Source organism: Leptospira tipperaryensis (assembly GCF_001729245.1).
Taxonomy (GTDB): Bacteria; Spirochaetota; Leptospiria; order Leptospirales; family Leptospiraceae; genus Leptospira; species Leptospira tipperaryensis.
The window spans coordinates 1,133,646-1,153,131 of sequence record NZ_CP015217.1 but is presented as its reverse complement, the minus strand read 5'-3'; the positions used below and the strand labels follow the sequence as shown (position 1 = coordinate 1,153,131).

13 protein-coding genes are annotated in these 19,486 nt (G+C 44.0%); 7 read left to right on the top strand and 6 right to left on the bottom strand.

Translation table 11 applies throughout. From position 1 onward, the window contains the following. Positions 1-379: 379 nt before the first annotated feature. The 5 genes from A0128_RS05475 to A0128_RS05455 all read right to left on the bottom strand — a co-directional run bounded on the left by A0128_RS05475 (position 380) and on the right by A0128_RS05455 (position 9,335). Positions 380-3,157: a 2-oxoglutarate dehydrogenase E1 component gene (locus A0128_RS05475; RefSeq protein WP_069606584.1), complete on the bottom strand. Its 2,778-nt coding sequence runs from the start codon at positions 3,155-3,157 to the stop codon at positions 380-382. A 22-nt stretch (positions 3,158-3,179) separates the two neighbouring features. Next, on the bottom strand, positions 3,180-4,583 hold the full coding sequence (gene lpdA / locus A0128_RS05470; protein ID WP_069606583.1) for a dihydrolipoyl dehydrogenase: 1,404 nt from the start codon (positions 4,581-4,583) through the stop codon (positions 3,180-3,182). Positions 4,584-4,596: 13 nt separating this feature from the next. Next, the gene (gene odhB / locus A0128_RS05465) at positions 4,597-5,838 is read right to left on the bottom strand and encodes a 2-oxoglutarate dehydrogenase complex dihydrolipoyllysine-residue succinyltransferase (protein WP_069606582.1); all 1,242 of its coding nucleotides are present in this window, start codon (positions 5,836-5,838) and stop codon (positions 4,597-4,599) included. A 102-nt stretch (positions 5,839-5,940) separates the two neighbouring features. Beyond that, positions 5,941-8,379 (bottom strand): penicillin-binding protein 1A, encoded by a 2,439-nt coding sequence (locus A0128_RS05460; RefSeq protein WP_069609141.1) that lies wholly within the window; start codon positions 8,377-8,379, stop codon positions 5,941-5,943. Next, positions 8,379-9,335 carry an MBL fold metallo-hydrolase gene (locus tag A0128_RS05455; RefSeq protein ID WP_069609142.1) on the bottom strand — a complete coding sequence of 319 codons (957 nt, stop codon included), beginning with the start codon at positions 9,333-9,335 and terminating at the stop codon, positions 8,379-8,381. The genes A0128_RS05460 and A0128_RS05455 overlap by 1 nt, the downstream gene beginning before the upstream one ends. A 106-nt stretch (positions 9,336-9,441) precedes the next feature. Here A0128_RS05455 and A0128_RS05450 point away from each other — a divergent pair, with 106 nt between their 5' ends. From A0128_RS05450 to glyA, 4 genes are all read left to right on the top strand, one after another. Beyond that, positions 9,442-10,260, top strand: coding sequence for a rhomboid family intramembrane serine protease (locus A0128_RS05450; protein ID WP_069606581.1), 819 nt, complete (start codon positions 9,442-9,444; stop codon positions 10,258-10,260). A gap of 209 nt (positions 10,261-10,469) precedes the next feature. Further along, complete coding sequence (locus tag A0128_RS05445) at positions 10,470-11,069, top strand: GNAT family N-acetyltransferase (protein WP_069606580.1); 600 nt, start codon at positions 10,470-10,472, stop codon at positions 11,067-11,069. Positions 11,070-11,462: 393 nt separating this feature from the next. Further along, on the top strand, positions 11,463-12,311 hold the full coding sequence (locus A0128_RS05440) for a lipoate--protein ligase family protein (protein WP_069606579.1): 849 nt from the start codon (positions 11,463-11,465) through the stop codon (positions 12,309-12,311). A gap of 47 nt (positions 12,312-12,358) precedes the next feature. Beyond that, entirely contained in the window at positions 12,359-13,606 is a 1,248-nt protein-coding gene (gene glyA, locus A0128_RS05435) for a serine hydroxymethyltransferase (RefSeq protein WP_069606578.1), read from the top strand. Between the two features lie 256 nt (positions 13,607-13,862). On the opposite strand, the gene A0128_RS05430 is transcribed toward glyA, so the two are convergent. Next, the gene (locus tag A0128_RS05430) at positions 13,863-15,716 is read right to left on the bottom strand and encodes an ABC transporter substrate-binding protein (protein ID WP_069606577.1); all 1,854 of its coding nucleotides are present in this window, start codon (positions 15,714-15,716) and stop codon (positions 13,863-13,865) included. Positions 15,717-16,170: 454 nt separating this feature from the next. Here A0128_RS05430 and A0128_RS05425 point away from each other — a divergent pair, with 454 nt between their 5' ends. The 3 genes from A0128_RS05425 to A0128_RS05415 are packed head-to-tail and all read left to right on the top strand — an operon-like array spanning position 16,171 to position 19,440. Next, entirely contained in the window at positions 16,171-16,809 is a 639-nt protein-coding gene (locus A0128_RS05425; protein ID WP_083244065.1) for a hypothetical protein, read from the top strand. Between the two features lie 8 nt (positions 16,810-16,817). Next, on the top strand, positions 16,818-17,087 hold the full coding sequence (locus A0128_RS05420) for a DUF8156 family protein (protein ID WP_069606576.1): 270 nt from the start codon (positions 16,818-16,820) through the stop codon (positions 17,085-17,087). Beyond that, on the top strand, positions 17,080-19,440 hold the full coding sequence (locus tag A0128_RS05415; protein ID WP_069606575.1) for a DNA polymerase domain-containing protein: 2,361 nt from the start codon (positions 17,080-17,082) through the stop codon (positions 19,438-19,440). Before A0128_RS05420 ends, A0128_RS05415 begins: the two co-directional genes overlap by 8 nt. Positions 19,441-19,486: the final 46 nt, after the last annotated feature.

Below are 19,486 nucleotides of genomic sequence, written 5' to 3'. Positions count from 1 at the left end.
CTTTATGATAGAATTCCAAAGATTCAAAGGAAGGTTACAGTAAAGAAAAAAATAACTTCAGATACGATTCAAAATTCTCAAGAAACGTATTTTGAAATGAAATTTTTGAAAAAACAAAGTCTGTCGGAGTTCCTACAAAAATCGAAGAGAAATATTTTACTTGAAAAAAGTATAATTTTCTGATAGAGGAGAACTTCCCACTTTTTCCCGCCACCTCTCCCCTCCACCCAAGATCAGGGAGGGGCGCGCTTTTGTATTACGGAGGATTGTAGGAACTACGACAAAACAGTGCTTGCCGTTAAAAAGAAAAAGCCCAAGATTTTACTCTCGGGCTTTTTCAAAGAACCACGGAAATTCTTCTTTCGATTTTGGTTCTTTCTTAGGCTTGAAACGCATCCAGAACGAGTTGGTCTTGTTCCTGCAAATGTAGTTTCATATGTCCGGCCGCTGGGCTTGGGGATTCGTGTCTTCCCGCATAAGTCAAACGAACACCGGAAGGAAGCAGGTCTTCGATTCTTTCTCTTACAAAGAACCAAGCGCCCTGGTTTTTAGGTTCTTCCTGACACCATACGAATTGTTTTGCGGTTTTGAAAGTTTTCACGACCGCGTTCTCGATTTCTTTTCCGGCGAAAGGATAAATCTGTTCTACACGAACCAGAGCCACGTTTTTGATTTTATTCTCATCTCGGTATTTCATTAAATCATAATATACTTTACCTGCGGAGAAAATCACCTTATCGATTTTGTCGGCCTTGGAACCGCTATCATCCACAAGAATTTCTCTAAACGCGCCTTGAAGAATATCTTCCACCGGAGAAAGAGACGCCGGAAATCGGAGCAAACTTTTCGGAGTTACGATCACGAGAGGTTTGCGGTAATTTCTAAGCATCTGTCTTCGGAGTAAATGGAAATACTGAGCCGCGGTCGTAAGATTACAAACCTGCATGTTATTCAACGCGCAGAGCTGCAGAAATCTTTCCAATCTTGCGGAAGAATGTTCCGGTCCCTGACCTTCGTATCCGTGCGGAAGAAGCATCGTAAGTCCGGAAAGTCTCTGCCATTTTACTTCCGAGCTGGAAATAAACTGATCGAAGATCACCTGCGCGCTGTTAGCAAAATCTCCGAACTGAGCTTCCCACATTACGAGTGCGTTCGGATCCGCCAGAGAATAACCGTATTCAAAACCCAAAACCGAAAATTCGGAAAGGGAAGAATTGATAATCTCCGCCTTCGCTTGTTTTGCGGAAATATGATTCAGAGGAATGTACTTCTCGTTTGTGTTCGTGTCCACGAGCACGGCGTGACGGTGTGAAAACGTTCCTCTCTGAGAATCTTGTCCGGAAAGACGGATTCTAAAACCACTCTCCAAAATCGAACCAAAAGAAAGAGCTTCCGCAAAACCCCAGTCAACGGGAATTTTTCCTTCCGCCATCTCTCTTCTACTCTGAAGAAGTTTTACGAGTTTAGAATTGGGAGTAAATCCTTGTGGAACGTTAGTCAATGCCTGCACGATTCCCTGCATCTGTTCTTTCAGAAGTTTTGTCGCAGGTTCGGAATCCAAGGAAACCTTGGAGAACTTGGACCAAACACCTTGCATCGTATCGACCCTGATCTTAACGTCTAGTTCTTTTGCTCTCTGGAAAGAATCTTCCAATCCGTGCATAGAACCGTTTTTGATAAAGTCCAGATCTTCCTGGGCGATCTCTCCCTCTTCTACAAGTTTCTTTTCATAAAGAGTTACCGTTGGAGGATGATTCTTAATGATGGAATACATCTTAGGTTGTGTGAATGCAGGCTCGTCAGTTTCGTTGTGGCCGAGTCTTCTATAACATACGAGATCGATGATAAAGTCTTTTTTGAAAGTCTGACGGTAGTCCATTCCGAGTTTTACAACTCTATAAACCGCTTCGGGATCGTCTCCGTTTACGTGAATGATCGGAATCTGAAATCCTTTGGCAAGATCGGTTGCATACAACGTGGATCTGGATTCGTCCGGCAAGGTAGTAAATCCGATCTGGTTGTTTACCACAACGTGAAAACTTCCTCCGGTCGTATAACCTTCCAGGTTCATCAGGTTGAGAGTTTCCGCGACGACACCTTGTCCCGCAAACGCCGCGTCTCCGTGGATGAGAATCGGCATATACTTCGCACGATCCTTGTCCCCGATCAAACCCTGACGAGCTCTTACCGAGCCTGTTACCACCGGGTTTACGCATTCCAAGTGACTTGGGTTGAACGCCAAGGAAAGTTTTACTTCTTTTCCCGCGGTCGTCATTCTGCTGTTGGAATATCCTAAGTGATACTTTACGTCCGCATAACTCAGATTATCCTTGTCGGTCTTTTCTTCGAATTCAGCAAAGATGAGTGACGCAGGTTTTTCGATGATGTTCACGAGAACGTTAAGTCTTCCTCTGTGTGCCATCCCGATCACGAGTCCGTCCATTTGATGATGTCCGGCTTCTTCCACGATCGTATCTAAAAGAGGAATGAAGGATTCTCCTCCCTCGAGAGAGAATCTTTTTTTACCCACGTATTTTTTTGCGAGGAAGGTTTCGAAGTAATCCGCTTGGAATAATTTTTCGAAAAGTCTGAGTTTCGTGCTCTTCGGAAGCGGAGCTAAGAATTCCGGAGATTCCATCTTTTTTTGGAGCCATTCTCTTTCTACATCGTCGACGAGATAGAAATGTTCAGCCCCGATCGTGTTGCAGTAAACTTTCTCGTAAAGATCTACGATCTCAGCAAGTTTGACTCTTCCTAAAGTATCGCTGTCCACGACGGTTTCTAAGTCCGCCGGAGAAATGCTGTGCAATTTAGAATCTATAAAAGTCCGATTCGGTTTTTGAATTCCGAGAGGATCGAGTTTCGCCGCTAAGTGACCTTGTCTTCTATAGGCGTTGAGAAGGTTGATGATCCCCATCTCTCGGATCGATCCGGCCTGTGCGTCCGTAAAGGAAGTGGCGACTGCGGATTTTCCGTTCCCATTTCCATTGCCGTTCGTATAACCGTTTCCATTGGAGAATCCGGTGGTATCCACTTCTTGAAAGAAGAGTTTCCATTCTTTATCCACCGATTCCGGATTGACCTTATAAAGATCATAAAGTTCTTCTAGGAGAGCACCGTTCTCTCCGTAGAGCGCCATGAGTTTTTCTATTTTCATTCTTGAAACCTGCCTAATCGATTCACGCGTGAATCGCCCACTTATCCACCGCCATCGCCGCTTCCTTGATTACTTCCGCAAGAGTTGGATGTGCGTGAAAACTTCTCGCGACGTCTTCTGCAGACGCGCCGAATTCCACAGCGACCGCCAACTCTGCGATCATATCGGAAGCTCTCGGTCCAAATACAAAGGCTCCGAGGATCTTATCTGTTTTTTTATCCGCTAGTATTTTAACTTGTCCTTCCGCCTCGTTCATCGCTTTCGCACGAGCATTCGGACGGAATAAGGATTTTCCGGTTTTATATTCGATTCCCGCAGCCTTGAGTTCTTCTTCGCCTTTTCCAACCCAAGCCATTTCAGGCCAAGTATATATGACGTAAGGAACCGCATCATAATTAACGTGTCCGGATTGACCCGCGAGGAGTTCCGCAAGAGCCACGCCTTCTTCTTCCGCTTTGTGCGCGAGCATCGGTCCGTCGACCGCGTCTCCGATCGCATAAATCCCGGGAACTGATGTTTTATAATGTCCGTCGATTTGAATCCGTTTGCGCGGAGTCAATGCAACCCCCGCTTCTTCCAGACCCACACCTTCGATAAAAGGACGGCGTCCGACCGCGACGAGAACGACGTCCGCTTCGAGTTCTTTAGATTCTCCCTTAGAATCTTCGATCGTGACTTTCGCCCCTGTCTTAGAAACGGTTGCGCCTTTTACCTTGTGTTCAAATAAGAATTCCATCCCTTGAGAAGTAAGAGATCTCTCGAGAAGAGAGCCCATCTGACGATCCACGTTGGAAATGAGTCCAGGGAGAAATTCCACCACGGTAACGGCGGTACCCAGTCGGGACCAAACGGATCCGAGTTCGAGTCCGATCACACCGGCGCCGATGATGATCATTTTTTTAGGAAGTTTACGAATGTCGATCGCATGATCGGATGTGATGATCGTTTTTCCGTCCACGGTCAATCCCGGAATATCGATCGGAACCGATCCCGTTGCGACTACGACGTGTTTGGCGGTGAGAACTTCTTTGGTTCCGTCGTTTAATGCGACTTCCACCTTACTCGCGGAAAGAACCTTTCCAAAACCCTCGTAACGTTTGATCTTGTTTTTATTCATGAGGAAGTCCACTCCGTCGGTGACTTCTTTCACGATCTGATCCTTACGATTCATAAGTTTGTTCAGGTCCAGATCGACTTTCCCGACCGTAATTCCGTGAACATCCAACTTATGTAGAGTTTTATGATATTCTTCTGAAGAATCCAGAAGCGCCTTGGAAGGAATACAACCCACGTTGAGGCAGGTGCCTCCGAGGGTTTTTCTTTTTTCGATGATTGCGGTTTTTAAACCGAGCTGAGCGGAACGGATGGCACAAACGTAGCCTCCCGGTCCCGAACCGATCACAACTACGTCAAATTCTGCTGACATGATTCCTCTTTCATTAAAGTTCGAGTAAAAGTCGAGTCGGGTCTTCGATCGCTTCTTTTACCTTCACGAGAAACGTAACCGCTTCCTTTCCATCCACGATTCTGTGATCGTAGGAAAGAGCGAGATACATCATCGGACGGATTACGATTTGATCGTTTACCACCACCGCACGTTTTACTATATTATGAAGTCCTAAAATTCCACTTTGTGGTGGATTTAAGATAGGAGTAGACATCATAGAACCGTAGATCCCGCCGTTGGAGATCGTAAAAGTTCCGCCTTCCATTTCCGAAAGTTCGATCTTTCCGTCTTTTACTCGATTGGCGAGTCTTCCGATTTCCTGTTCCACTCCCGCGAAACTCAAAAGATCAGCGTCTCTTACGATCGGAACTACAAGACCTTTCGGTCCGCCGACCGCGACTCCGATATCAAAATAATTCTTATATACGATGTCAGTTCCGCGAATTTCCGCGTTGATCGCAGGAATCGTTTTGAGCGCGTGAATGGCGGCTTTTGTAAAAAAGCTCATAAAACCAAGACCCACGTTATGCGCTTCTTTGAACTTATCCTTGTAACGATTCCTGACTTCCATCACGGCGCTCATATCGACTTCGTTAAAAGTGGTAAGAATCGCCGCGTTGTGTTGTGCGGAGACGAGTCTTTCCGCGATTACTTTGCGAAGACGAGACATCGGAACCGTGTTTTCTCTCGGAAGATCTCCTCTGCTCGCAACCGGAACCGCTTTTGGAATTTCAGGAGTGGGAGCCGATGCTTTCGCCGCGACCGCTGTCGGAGCCGAAGTTTTGGATTCGATCGCCTTTAAGACGTCTTCTTTTGTGATCTGTCCATTCTTACCCGAACCGGAAATCGAAGAAGCGTTGAGACCGTTGTCGTCGATCAACTTACGAACCGCAGGTGGAAGAGTTTCGTTTAGATTTCCGTTGTTGGAAGCCGGGGTGCTGGTTTGTGCGGAAGAAGAAGCTGGAGAAGAGGAAGGGGTTGGAGCGGAGGCGACGGCTGCTGCATCAATGAGACCGATGATCTCTTTTACTTTTACAGTGTCTCCCGCCTTCTTATGAATTTTCTGAAGAACACCCGAAGACGGGGCGGGAACTTCCATGGTCGCCTTATCGGTTTCCAGTTCCAGCAGGATCTCGTCCTGTTTTACTTGTTCTCCTTCTTTCTTTACCCAATTCGCAATGGTTGCTTCCGTGATCGATTCCCCCATTTCGGGGACCTTGATTTCTACAGACATGTATGATTCCTTTTGGGAGGCTTAGGATGCTCTATAAGGCCGGCCTCGGTTTCAATCCTTATAAACGAAAAAATTCTGTAAACGAAATTCTCCAAAACGGAATTATTCCGTCCTTGGTTTGAATTTTCGATCTGTTTTGCCTAATTCTTCATCACTGATCTGATATTCTTTCTGTAAGAATTCTCTAAAATCCATGGACTTGTGATGATCTCTTTCTCCGTCGCACTGACGATTCCCCATCACGGACTTTGTAACTCCGGCGACGGTGATCGGTTTTAAGCTCAGGTTCTGAGTTACGGGACATACTCCGGGCTTTGGAGACAAACCGTTGTAAGCACAGGTTCCTCCTCCTTGCACTTCTTCAGGCATAATGTCTTCGCCGAAGGTCGGATAGTTTTCTCCGCCGTAAAAACGATTGTACATCTTTCCCCAGATAGGAACCGCAAGAACCGAAGCCGCCTGACCTCTTCCTAAAGAAATCGAACTCTTATCAAACCCCAACCAGATTACGGTTGTGTAATTCGGATCGAATCCGCAGTACCAAGCGTTGGTGAACGAAGAAGTGGATCCGGTTTTTCCGGCTGCAATTCCTCGGTAGTTTCCTTTGTCAGGATCTCTGAGTCCCATCGCGGCGGTTCCGGCCATTGCAACGTTTATGAGCATTTTCTTAAGAATGTAGGCCGTTCCTTCGGAGATGACTTGGATGCTTCCGTCCTTTGCTTGTCTCTGAAGTTCTTCCTGAACTTTAGATTCTTCATTGTAGACGACGTTTCCGCTTTGATCGATCACATAACGAACGGAGAATGGAATGACTCTTCTTCCGTCGTTTGCAATCGTCGCGTAACCAAGAGCCATTTCTAAAGGAGTGAGTTCCGCGATTCCAAGAGCGAGCGCGGGACTGGAAGGAAAACGAGAAGGATTGACTCCCGTAAGTCGAGCGGCGAAATCAATCACCGCGTCCGGTCCGGTTCGAAGAAAAACCTGAACCGAAACGATATTCAAAGATAAGGATAACGCTCTGGAGAGAGGAACCATTCCGAGGAAGTCTCCGTCGAAATCCTGTGGAGACCAACCTTCTCCTTCTTCCGTAAGAGTTGTCAGAGGGGCATCCATAATTCCGGTTCCGCTTCCGACCACGCGCTCTTGAATCGCCGCGCCGTAGACAAACGGTTTGAACGCGGATCCGGTTTGACGTCTCGCCATCGTCGCTCGGTTGAACTGATTCTTCGGAGTGAATTCGTAACCTCCGACCATGGTTTGAATATAACCGGTGGAAGGTTCGATCGTGATCGCCGCGCCTTCTACGTGAAGGTTCTTTCCGAAAACCGCGGTTTGTTTTTGAAATTCGGAAATCGCCGCGGATTCGTTTTCACCCGGCGTAAGAATCGAAAGAATATCCGCAGCGTCGATGAGTTCTCTTTCCAGATAAACACGATAGTTGGCCTTTTCGTCCAACTTACTGACGAAGGGCATTCCCACCGGGAAGATGGATCCCATCAAATAATAGAGCCCGACCAAACCTCGATCCGCTCCTCCGGAATAGTTTACCGTGATTCCGGAAACGAGGTCGTCGTGTTTTTTGATCGCCTTGGACAATTCTTCCTGAGCGATCTCTTGTTTGCGAGCGTCGAGGGTCGTATAAACTTTTAAGCCCCCGGTATAAACCTTGTCTTCGCCCAATTCTTTTTCGAGCTTTTGACGAACGTATTCCGTAAAGTGAGGAGCCTTGTTCAGACGATTTCCCCAAGTCGATTGAGAAGGAGACTTTGTGATGACTACGGGCCAGTATTTATTCCAGAAATCGTCGTGAATGCTCTGAACCTTGTCTTCGGGAATATATCCCTGAGAAGCCATCAGCTTGAGAACTCCGATATGCGCGTTTTTCGAAATCGCCGGATTCTTAAATGGAGAATATTTTACAGGAGCCTTAGGAAGTCTTGCGAGCATCGCCGCTTCCGCTATGTCCAAATCGCTTACGTCTTTTTGAAAGTAAACGTCCGCGGCGGAAGCGATCCCCGTGGTTCCGTGTCCGAGGTAAATAAGATTAAAATAAATTTCTAATATTTCTTCTTTTGAATATTCTTGTTCGATCTGAAGCGTAAAGAGGGCTTCGATAAACTTTCTCGCAAAGGAACGTTTTCTATTTTGAAGTACTGTTTTTGCCAACTGCTGCGTGAGAGTGGAACCGCCCTGTTTGATTCTTCCCGCAAAAACGTTTACGATCCCGGCTCTGAGAATCGCAACAAAATCGATCCCGAAGTGATTGAAGAAATTGTTGTCTTCCACGGAAAGAAACGCCTGCACTACGTGGGGCGGAATGTCTTGGTATTTGAGAAGTTGTTGTTTGTGTTTGTAGAGTTCGGCGAAAACGACTCCGTTGATATCGTAGAGTCTGGTCGGGGTCGTGGGCTGATACGACGCGAGCATCGCGAGTTCTCCCCCTTCGTCCACTTCGGAAAGAATATAACCGAAAAAGAGACCCCCTAAGAGGGCGATAACGAGCAAGGCTCGTGAAGTTCTATGAAGTCCGATACTTTTAATCATGATAGTTTATATTCGTTCCCTTCTACGGCGAGTTCGATCTTGAGTGTATGATTTCCGAGCGCCACCGCGTGCGCCTGCGCTTCCTGAAGAATGATATCCAAAACGTCGTCCGCATACGCGGGCTCGTGATGAGTGAGAACCAAGGTTTTCACGTTCCAGGCAACTGCGCAGTTTACGGCCATTGTGTAGGATGTATGTCCCCAGTCAAATTTTTGGAAGGATTCATCCAAAGTATATTGAGAATCCAGAACGAGAAGATCCGCGTCTTGGAAAAACGGCTTCATCTCCGAAACGGAAGCAAAATCTTCTCCGGTAAATTCCGCATCCGTGGCAAAAATAAAGACCTTTCCCTTCTCTTCCAAACGGTAGGCAAAAGACCCGCCCGGATGTTTGAGAGGATAAACGCTTGCCTTACAATCCCCTTCTAAATCCAAAGTTTCGCCAGGTTGCAGGCAGGTAAAGAGTTTCGTGGAAGCAAGGGCGGAAAATGCAATGGGAAAGAATTCAGGGGCCTGTTGTTTTTCAAAACGTTCGGAAAGATCGGGGAAGGGAGAATAAAAGTGGAGTTCATTCCCCGGAATATACAAGGGTTTGAAGAAGGGAAGACCCTGGATATGGTCCCAATGAGTGTGAGTAAAAAAGAATGTGATCTTTCCCTCGCCTTTCCCGAATTTTTCCTGCATGAGCTCGTCTCCGAAAACGCGGGCTCCCGTCCCGCAGTCGATCCCGATTCTTCTCCCCGAAGAAAGGACAACGGAAACGCAAGTAGTATTACCGCCCACTACGTGAGTGAGATACGGTGGAAGTGTGGAAATAAATTTCTCGATATCGGAAAGGACGTTCGGATTTCCATCCCGGACGATCTCCAGGATTTGAACGAGCTTTTGTATGTATTCCGTAGTACGGAGAGGGGCGGAAATCGAACCTCGAGTTCCGTAAAGCTGGATGATCACCTTGAACCCAGGATTTCGATCTCGCACATTCTGTCAAAGAGAAGAGAGATAAGAAAAATCGTTTTACGGTTGTCTCCCGAATTCTAAGGAGAAATCATGTTCCCCTATGACAGGCATCTACAATCGAATCGGGCCGGAGCTAACTCCCGTAGTTCGGATTCTCTTAATCTTAAACGGGGGAATTTTTGCGATTCAACTCCTTCTTTCCTGGACGGTAGGAGATTATCTCACTCTCTATTTCGGATTAACGCCGGATCTAATCACACATCGTTACTTTGTCTGGCAGTTCATTACTTACGCATTTTTACATTCGGTTCAGAATTTCTTTCATATTCTGTTTAACATGTTTTCTCTCTGGATGTTCGGTTCCATTTTGGAAAATCACTGGGGAGGAAAAAACTTTCTTAAGTTCTATCTCTTCGCTTGTTTTATGGGGGGATTCTTTCCTTGGAGTTTGCATCTCTTGGGATTACATCAAGGTACGATCATCGGAGCCTCGGGTGGAATCTACGGTCTTTTAGTCGCGTTTGCTCTGATCTGGCCGAATCAGGAATTGCTGTTTATGGGATTTTTCCCTTTGAAGGCGAAATACATGGTGATCATTTTGATGCTGATCATCGCATTCTCCGGTCCTGGCGGAAACGTCGCGCACATGGCACACGCGGGCGGTGCGATCGGTGGAGCCCTTTATTTCTTTTATTATAATAAACTTAAGTCTAAGATTCCAATTTCGTTTTCATTGAGCCGTTATCTTCAAAAAAGAAAGATGAAAAAATGGCAAGAAGAGATGAATCGAAAAATTCTTGTCCGAGAGGAAGTGGATCTTCTTCTCGATAAGATTTCCAAGAGTGGAATGGATTCTCTTTCCAGAAAAGAAAAGAAATTTTTAAAAGAAGCCTCGAGTCAGTATTATTCCGAGGAATGAGCGTTCGTGTTTTGAGCGGACTCAAATGGAAAGTCGTTTGAGCGGAGATTTTTTTTGGGAGTTTTGTCGGGGAAATCAAAGTTCGACTGTGAATTTTAAAAAAAGTAGGAACTCCTTCTTTTTCTTCAAACGAACATTTCTACTTTTAGATTTGAAAAAGTAGGAACTCACACGTTTCAAAAAAATCCCAGAGCAAAAGAAGGACTGACATGAAATATTCTTATCCTCCAGAACCAACGATCCTTGTCGGAGAACATGTGGAACTCCATCCCCTAAGAATGGAACATCACGATTCTTTAATAGAAGCCGTAAAAGACGGAGAGCTCTGGAAACTCTGGTATACTCACGTCCCTGCTCCGGAGGGAATGAAGGCGTGGATAGAAAAAGCCATTCTCGAAGAAAAAGAAAAACTTTCCCTTCCCTTCGTAGTAAAACGAAAAAGCGATCAGAAGATTCTCGGAAGCACGCGCTTTATGAACATCGAAACCTTTGCAAATCGGATGGAGATTGGAACCACCTGGTATCGAAAGGAAGCTCAAAAGACCGCGGTCAACACCGAATGCAAGCTTCTTCTTTTAGAACACGCTTTTGAAAAACTGGATTGTATCGCCGTCGAATTTAGGACGCATCGGCTCAACGATGCTTCTCGAAAAGCGATCGCAAGACTGGGCGCGGTTCAAGATGGAATCATCCGAAACCACAGAATTATGCCGAATGGAACGATGAGAGATACGGTAATCTTTAGTATCATCGCAGGTGAATGGCCTACCGTGAAAAGCCATCTCCAATTTAAGTTGGGAAGAATCTAAAGATAAAACTTTTCTCGACCACTTTTTCGATCGATTCAAAGAATTTAGTGAAAAGCAAGTTTCTCTGCTGGAAGACTTCAAACCTTTGCAAGAAGAATCTTGCTCAGAGAAAGTTTGTCGGAACAATCACGGGCTTCTCCTGTCGTCCCCGAGAAAAGTAGGAACTCCATCGTGTCTTCTCCGAACAAGTGTCACTTAGAGATTAAAAAAGTAGGAACTCCATCGTGTCTTCTGCGAACAAGTGCCGCTTTGAGATTGAAAAAGTAGGAACTCCATCGTTTCTTCTTCGAACAAGCGTTGCTTTGAGATTAAAAAAGTAGGAACTCACACGTTCCCCGTATCACAATCCGATTGCAAAAAAAGAGAAGCCTCACAATCTGCAAAGAGAACACAATGCGCACATTCTCCTTTTTCCAAAACTCCGAACGCTCCGCAACTTATAACCTGGCCATCGAAGAAGCGATCGGACTCCATCTGGTATCCTCCGGGTACGGAGCCGGACTTCGAATCTGGAAAAATCCATTTTCCATCGTAGTGGGACTTTCTGAAAAACCGGAAGAAACCGTTTTGCCGGAAATACTCAATCCATTCTTAGAATCCGAAAAAAATGCGGGAAAAGAATCGGTTCTCAAAAACAAAAAAAACATCCAAAAGAATTCTTCACCTTCGATCGTAAGAAGAGCAAGCGGCGGAGGAACCGTAGTCCATCATCCGGAAGAGAATCTCAACTTTACATTCTTCATCTCCTTGGACGTAAAACCGGAACTCTACAAGGTAAAAGAATCCTACGATTATTTTTTAGGCTTGGTCATCTCCTCTCTAAAAAAACAAACGTTAGACGCTTCTTTCCGAGGAAAATCGGATCTCGCGGTCTTCGATCAAGGTTTGGAAAAAAAGATTTCTGGAAACGCACAATTTAGAAAAAGAGGAGCTGTCGTCCATCACGGAACGTTGATCTTAAAACCTTCCCTCATAGAAAGGGTTTCCGGACTTCTCAAACATCCTCCCGAAGAACCTGAATACAGAAAGAATCGAAAACACTCTGACTTTGTGACCGCACTTCCGGAAGATTTTTCGACCCTAAAATTTGGCCAAGACCTATCTCATGTATTTGCCGAATCCCTAGGCCTTTCCAGAATGGACACAGAGAAGGATCCCCGATTTACAAAATTGATTCTCAGAGAAGCAAAACTGCTCTTGGAGAACAAATACTCGAGGATGGATTTCATCCTCAGAGACTGATCGGGTTCCATTCTACTTCATTAATCCGTTAGAAAAGAAGGGCCACGATGCAGTTTCTTCCGAAAGCAGATCCAGAAATCTATGCAGCGATAAAAAAAGAGGACGAAAGACAGGAAAATAACCTGGAAATGATCGCCTCCGAGAATTTTGTTTCCAGACCGGTTTTGGAAGCTTACACCTCCACACTCACCAATAAATACGCGGAAGGTTATCCGGGAAAAAGATACTACAACGGTTGTGTCAACGCCGACGTAGTGGAAAGTCTCGCTATTGAAAGAGCCAAAAAACTCTTCGGAGCGGAATACGCAAACGTTCAACCGCACTCGGGCGCACAAGCAAACATGGCGGTCTTCTTGGCTTGTTTAGAACCGGGAGATTCTTTCCTCGGAATGAACCTCGCTCACGGAGGTCACTTGACCCACGGTTCTCCCGTAAATATCAGCGGTCGTTATTATAAACCGATTCCTTACGGAGTGGATCCAAAAACGGAGATGATCGACTACGACGAAGTTGCAAAACTCGCGAGAGAACACAAACCTAAGTTGATCGTTGCGGGCGCTTCTGCGTATGCGAGAATCATCGACTTCGCAAAATTCGCGGAGATCGCAAAAGAAGTCGGAGCCAAACTCATGGCGGACATCGCACATATCTCGGGGCTTGTTTCCACCGGATATCATCCTTCTCCCGTTGGACTTTTTGACTACGTAACGACCACGACTCACAAAACCCTGAGAGGACCGAGAGGCGGGCTCATTCTTTCTTCATTAGAAAATGAGAAAGTACTAAACTCCCGTGTGTTTCCGGGAATTCAAGGCGGACCTCTGATGCACGTGATCGCTGCCAAAGCCGTAGCATTCAAAGAAGCGCTTCAACCGGAATACAAAACTTATATCGAAACAGTATTAGCAAATGCTAAAACTCTCGCGGAAGTATTCGTCAAACGCGGATATCGCGTCGTCAGCGGAGGAACCGACAACCACCTTGTTCTTCTGGACGTTTCCGTAAAAGGACTTACCGGAGCACAAGCGGCGGATGGACTGGACGAAGTAGGAGTTACCGTAAACAAAAACGCGATTCCTTTTGATAAGAATCCTCCGGCGGTCGCTTCCGGAATTCGTTTGGGAACTCCGGCGCTTACGACTCGCGGACTCAAACCTTCGGACATCGAAGTTGTAGGAAATCTCATCTGCGATTTTCTCGACAATCCAAACGATGAAAAGAACAGAACGAAAGTAAAAGACGGAGTCAAAGAAGTGGCTCAAAAATTTCCGATGGATAAATTCCGTCTGGATTGAAAAAACTTTTTTCTTAGAATTCAAAAGGCGCTCCTTCTCGGGCGCCTTTTTTATTTTGTTTCGGATTCACGGATTCAAAAGACGATCTCAGTTTAAAAAGAAGAACGTGCCATTTCGAAAAAGACAAAATTCTTCCGATTCTCCTGGAAGACGGACTTTAAGTCCGATTTCAATCTTTTTTAAAAAAAGGATTCAGTTTGTCGGAACAAGTTTACGAACGCAAAATGCAAAACAAAACTCTTGAGAATTCCCGATTCTAAATTTTATCGTTGGAAGAAGGTTTTCCTTTCGGAATTGAAAACCAAACACGACTTCCTTTTCCGGATTCGCTCTCGACTCCGATCTTTCCGTCGTTTTTCTCAATAAATTCTTTACAGATGATCAGACCGAGCCCCGATCCAGACTCGTTTTTTGTGCCTTTAGAAGAGATTCGTTCTTCTAAACTAAAAAGTTTGTCCCGATGAAATTCAGAAATTCCCACTCCGGTATCGATAACGGAAACCAAAGTAAAATCAACGGACTCTTCCACTTGAATCGTAATCGAACCACCGGAGTTCGTAAACTTGATCGCGTTCCCGATTACATTTCTGAGAACGAGTTGAATCATAGAAGGATCCGCAAACGCCAAAGAATCTATGCCAGGTTTTAAAATGAGTTGAATCTCTTTTTGCGAGGCCTGATTGAAAAGAAGTCCTTTCGTCTCTTCGATGGATTTTCGAACCGAAAAATTCTCCCTTTGAATTTTCATTTCTCCTTTCTGATTCTCCGCCCAAAAAAGAAGATCCTGCAAAAGTCGATACGTTTTGTGCAAAGAAGAACGAACCTCTTGCAGAGTTTCTTCGCTCAGATCGCTCGGCGTTTTTATCAAATCTCGAAAAAGAAGATGAATGGTTCCGATCGGACCTCGGAGATCGTGAGAGATGATCGCCAAAAATTTATCCTTTGTCTGATTCGCCTCTCTCGACTTGGCCTCGCTGATTTTGAGATTTCGGTTGAGATAAAAAATATAGGAAGAGATCAAAACAACGAGAATCGCAAACGAAAGAATTCCAAAAAGAGTCCCATACAACCAACCAAGATCGAGTTTTGGATTCGGATCATATACAAAAGATTCCAGATTCAAACCCGGTTTTAACATCCCCTGTTCTTCGTAAATTTCCGCGATGTGTTTCCAGCGATACAAATTCATGTGACCGATTTCTACGATATCGGGTTGTAGAATTTTCATCTTCTCCGCTTCAAAACGGAGGTGTTCGATAGAATGACGTTTGCTGTATTTATGATAGATGAGCTGAACGATCTCTTCCGGATTCTTCTTTGCGTATTCCCAACCTTTCATACTCGCGCTTCGAAACGTTTTGACTTCGTCCGGAAATTCTTCGATCCTTTTCTCCGTCGTAAAAAGAATGTCGCTGTAAAAATCGATCCCCGCCGACCTTGGAGAAAAGATCGAATAAGGAATTCTATTTTTTTCCAAAGCAAAGGGTTCGTCGCTGAGATAAACTGAAATCGCCGAAACCTTACCGTCTTTCAAATCGTTGATATGAAAAGAATGCGGTTGAACAAAGATCTTACTCGTATTGATTCCTTCTCTTTCAAAATAAGCAAAGAGCTCCGCGGAATGAGGTTCGATCATCACGGTCTTTCCGACAAGTTCGTGAAGAGTTCGAATCTCCGAATCTTTTCTTACCAATAAGGACAAAGGAGAATGTTGAAAGATAGCAGCCAAAGCGACCACCGGTTTCTTTTGTTCTCTCATCAGAAGAAGATCGGTGGTCCCTACTCCGTATTCTGCGTTTCCATTCAATACTTGAGTGATCGGTTCTTCGTTAAAAGTGGATTCTAAAATTTCAACTTCAAGTCCTTGATCACGATAGAATCCCTTTTCAATCGCTGCGTAATATCCCGCAAATTGGAATTGATGTCTCCATTTCAATTGCAGTTTGATTTTTTTTAGGGGTCGCGAAGTTTCCTCTTCCGATCGAAGGGAAACGATCGCAAAAAAAAGAATCAAAACCCCCGCGAATACAAATCCAAAGATTCGCAAACTTGCTACCGCACTGACATAAGCGTATCGAATCTGTTTCATTCTCGAGAGATCAAATTTCATTTTGTAGTTTTGTTTAGAGAGCAAAAATCAGAATAAGAATTCCGAATTGAGAAACAAGATTATTTTTGAGAATTTCTTTTGAATCAACAAATTTTATCCTAAAAGACGACAATCCTAAATGAAGTTTTATCAAAAAACTGGAAAAAACTTTGAATATACGGAATCAGAGTATATTCTATTTTCTTTATATTCTACTTTTTATTTTCTAAGCTCAACAGCTTTGAAAAATATCAGCTTCTTGAAAAATTCTTTCCAAATCCGAGAACTTCCAAACTGCAAAAATTAGAATTCGGATCGTTTTAGTAGAAAAGACGAAGAAAAATAAATTTGTTTTTTAGTCCGGATTCTTTCCAAAAACCGAGATTCCGAAATTATAAGACATATTTTCGAATTATCATTTTCTTCATCCTACATTTTGCTTTACAAATTTATACTTATCATTAGAATAGTATTTATGTTTCTGGAAACCGCAACACGCCCCGCCTCCGGCACGAACCTCTATCAACCGGTTCTTTCCTGGAATCGAAAGGGTTTGAGTATGCTTACGGGAATGTCCGGAATCTATCATCTTGCGCTTCAGTGGGAATACGCGTTTGCGGTTTCGGGTTTTAAAGTTTTCAATCTGGATTGTGCGATTCGTTTTGATCCGTTTGTGATCACGGAAGAAACCAGAAAGAGGAGAATTCCTCCCGAGTCCTTACTCGAGAATATTCTGGTGCAAAGGGCCTTTACACCTTATCAAATCTTAGATGCGCTGAAAACGATCTCAAAAAACAAAACGCCTGATACGATTTATTTCATCTTAGCTCCTTGCAAACAATTCTTTGATGGGGACGTTCAAGAAGATGAGGGAAGATTTTTGTTGGATAAGATGCTCCTGATTTTGGAAAACATTCATTCTCTGGACATTCCGATTCTTGTGATCGAATCCATGAAATACAAACATCCCACTTTTCAGAACTTCTTTCCAAAATTAGCGGCGGCCTCTTCGGATCTCTGGGAACTTAAAATCGAAAATCAACTTTCCTATCTCAAAGTAAGAAAGAAGTTTACTCCTTCGATCGAGTCTTCTGAAAAAAGTGTGGTGGTTTAGAAAAAATTATGGGCAGAACCGTAACTCCGTATTCCAGACAAATGCAACAAGTAGAATCGGGACTTCTCGAGTTTCGACGCGGACTGAGAAAACCGGATCAAGAAGTTTTTGATGATTTGATACGAACTGCAAAACTACAAGTGCAGGCCGGAGTTATGGCGTCCGCACCTTATCCGATCGATACGATGCTTTTAACCATGATGATCGATCTCAAAAAAGAAATACAAAAACTAAAACAAGAACTGAGTGCGACCAAGGTTTTGAAAGGAGATGGATAAACAACATTCGATCGAAGGAACTCTATTCGATATCTATCATATAGAAGATAGAATTCATCTTTGGATCCTGAATGATAAAGGGGAATCCGCTCTTTTTTACGATTTTTATCAACCCGTCATCTACGCGAGAGGGGAAGAATTGATTCTCAAAAAACTGGTCGAAAGACTCTACCAACTCAAAGCGCTCGCTGAAATTCCGATTTACGAAGAAAAAAAACTCTTCTATGAAAATCAAACCGTTCCCGTCCTAAAACTCACGATCTCCCGGCCTTCGGTATTGTCTCGGGTTTCCAGAAAACTCTACGCCCTCTATGGGAAATTCGACATCTTCCATTCCGATATCGAAGTACCGACGAGTTATCTCGTGGAGAAAAAACTATTTCCTTTGTGTAAATTAAAACTTTCTTATACGGAAGCAAGAGATGGGAAAAGAATCCAAGAGATACAGGTCCTCGATGAGATTACAAACTTAGACTACGAAGTTCCGAAGTTCAAAATTCTTTCTATGAAACTTTCTCAGAGTCATAGAATTGAAATGAAAAAAAATTCTCTTCTCTTCAAAACGTCCGAGAACTCTTGGGAATTTTCAGGCTCCAATCCAAAAGAACTTTTATATCAGATCGATCTTCTTCTCAAACAAGAGGATCCCGATGTCATTCTTTCTTCTTATGGAGATCAGATTATCTTTCCTTATCTTTTCTCCCAGTCTCAGAAACTTAATATTTTTCCGGCCTTTGACAGAGACCGCGTCAGCCCCATCCGAAGAAATATCCAAACAAAGGGAACGAGTTTTAACACATACGGGACGATCGTATTCCGCGCCCCTTCTTATCCCCTTTTTGGACGTTGGCATATCGATTCCGAAAATAGTTTTGTTCACAAGGAAGCCGATCTTCTAGGCATTGTCGAGTTGGCAAGACTCTCTCGTCTTCCGATTCAAAAAATGGCAAGAGCTTCCACAGGAAAAGCTCTCACCGCTATTGAAACGGACGTTGCGTTAAGAAGAGGTTATCTCGTTCCTTGGCAAAAGAGCGCTATCGAATCTCCCAAGACCGCTCTTCAACTTTTAGAAGCCGACAAAGGAGGACTCGTGTTTCAACCGGACATCACGTTTGGAATGACCGCAGAGAACGTGGCACAACTCGACTTTGCACAGATGTATCCGAGTATTATGGTTCTTCATAATATTTCTCCCGAATGTGTGAACTGTTCCTGTTGCGAGGATGACCCGACGACTCCGATCGTTCCGGGATTGGGTTATAAAATTTGTAATAAACGAAAAGGAATCGTCTCCGAAGCGTTGGAACACGTTTTAGCACGAAGAACACATTATAAAAATATCATAAAGCAAACAAAGGACGACGTAAAACTCTACGAGAGCGGACTCAAACAATCCAGCCTGAAATGGATGTTGGTTACTTCTTTCGGTTATCTTGGTTATAGAAATGCAAAGTTCGGAAGATTGGAAAGTCACGAAAGCGTAAACGCATTTGCGAGAGAAAAACTTTTGATCGCGAAAGAAATCGCGGAAGAAAGAGGTTATGTTTTTCTTCACGCAATCACCGATAGTATTTTTATTCGAAAAGAAGATTCTTCGCACTTTACCCAAGAAGAGTTGGATTCTCTTTGTATCGAAATCGAAAAAAAAAGCCAGGTCAAAATCGACGTGGACGGAGTTTATACATGGCTTCTCTTCCCTGCTTCGAGTCAAGATCCCAAGATGCCGGTCGCGAACCGTTATATGGGAAGATTTTTTTCCGGAAAATTAAAATGCAGAGGAATCGGATCGAGAAGAAAGGACATTCCTATCTTTATCAAAAATGCACAGAAGGAAATGTTGGAATGGATGCGGGAAAAAGTTACGATTCAGGACTTGATCGATTCTGAAAAGGAAATCCTTCAGATCTTTGATCGTTATGACTATCAACTCAGATCCGAACAAGTTCCTCTGGAAGAACTTTTGGTTCGAAGATCCACTTCTAAAGACTTGGATGAATACGAAGTGCACGGAGCGACTTCCCTTTCCCTTCTTCATCTCAAAGAATTAGGAATCGAAGTTCAAGCCGGCGAAAAAATCCGTTATCTGGTTCTCAATCGAAATGCAAAGAGCAAGGATCAGTGGTATCTTCCGGAAGAAGCCCTTCCGATTTTCAGACAGAAGAATAAAAAAATTCACTGGGACAAAACGTTCTACCGAAAATCACTTACCAATGTTTTTAGAGAGATCTGGTCCGAATTCGCATCGTTTAAAGACTTCGACTCCCTTATCGACGAACAGAGATGGCTTCCATTTGGAGATCGTTATTGGGAAGAATATCAAAAATTCTTACTTGAAAAAAGATTAAGCGCTTAATACGCGGAATCTCGTTTTAATAGAAAAGAATTTTATAATATTCTTA

Bases quoted from the DNA above. Each gene is read 5' to 3' on its own strand.
- A0128_RS05475 (WP_069606584.1), bottom strand. From the start codon at position 3,157: ATGAAAATAGAAAAACTCATGGCGCTCTACGGAGAGAACGGTGCTCTC.
- lpdA (WP_069606583.1), bottom strand. From the start codon at position 4,583: ATGTCAGCAGAATTTGACGTAGTTGTGATCGGTTCGGGACCGGGAGGC.
- odhB (WP_069606582.1), bottom strand. From the start codon at position 5,838: ATGTCTGTAGAAATCAAGGTCCCCGAAATGGGGGAATCGATCACGGAA.
- A0128_RS05450 (WP_069606581.1), top strand. From the start codon at position 9,442: ATGACAGGCATCTACAATCGAATCGGGCCGGAGCTAACTCCCGTAGTT.
- A0128_RS05445 (WP_069606580.1), top strand. From the start codon at position 10,470: ATGAAATATTCTTATCCTCCAGAACCAACGATCCTTGTCGGAGAACAT.
- A0128_RS05440 (WP_069606579.1), top strand. From the start codon at position 11,463: ATGCGCACATTCTCCTTTTTCCAAAACTCCGAACGCTCCGCAACTTAT.
- glyA (WP_069606578.1), top strand. From the start codon at position 12,359: ATGCAGTTTCTTCCGAAAGCAGATCCAGAAATCTATGCAGCGATAAAA.
- A0128_RS05430 (WP_069606577.1), bottom strand. From the start codon at position 15,716: ATGAAATTTGATCTCTCGAGAATGAAACAGATTCGATACGCTTATGTC.
- A0128_RS05425 (WP_083244065.1), top strand. From the start codon at position 16,171: ATGTTTCTGGAAACCGCAACACGCCCCGCCTCCGGCACGAACCTCTAT.
- A0128_RS05420 (WP_069606576.1), top strand. From the start codon at position 16,818: ATGGGCAGAACCGTAACTCCGTATTCCAGACAAATGCAACAAGTAGAA.
- A0128_RS05415 (WP_069606575.1), top strand. From the start codon at position 17,080: ATGGATAAACAACATTCGATCGAAGGAACTCTATTCGATATCTATCAT.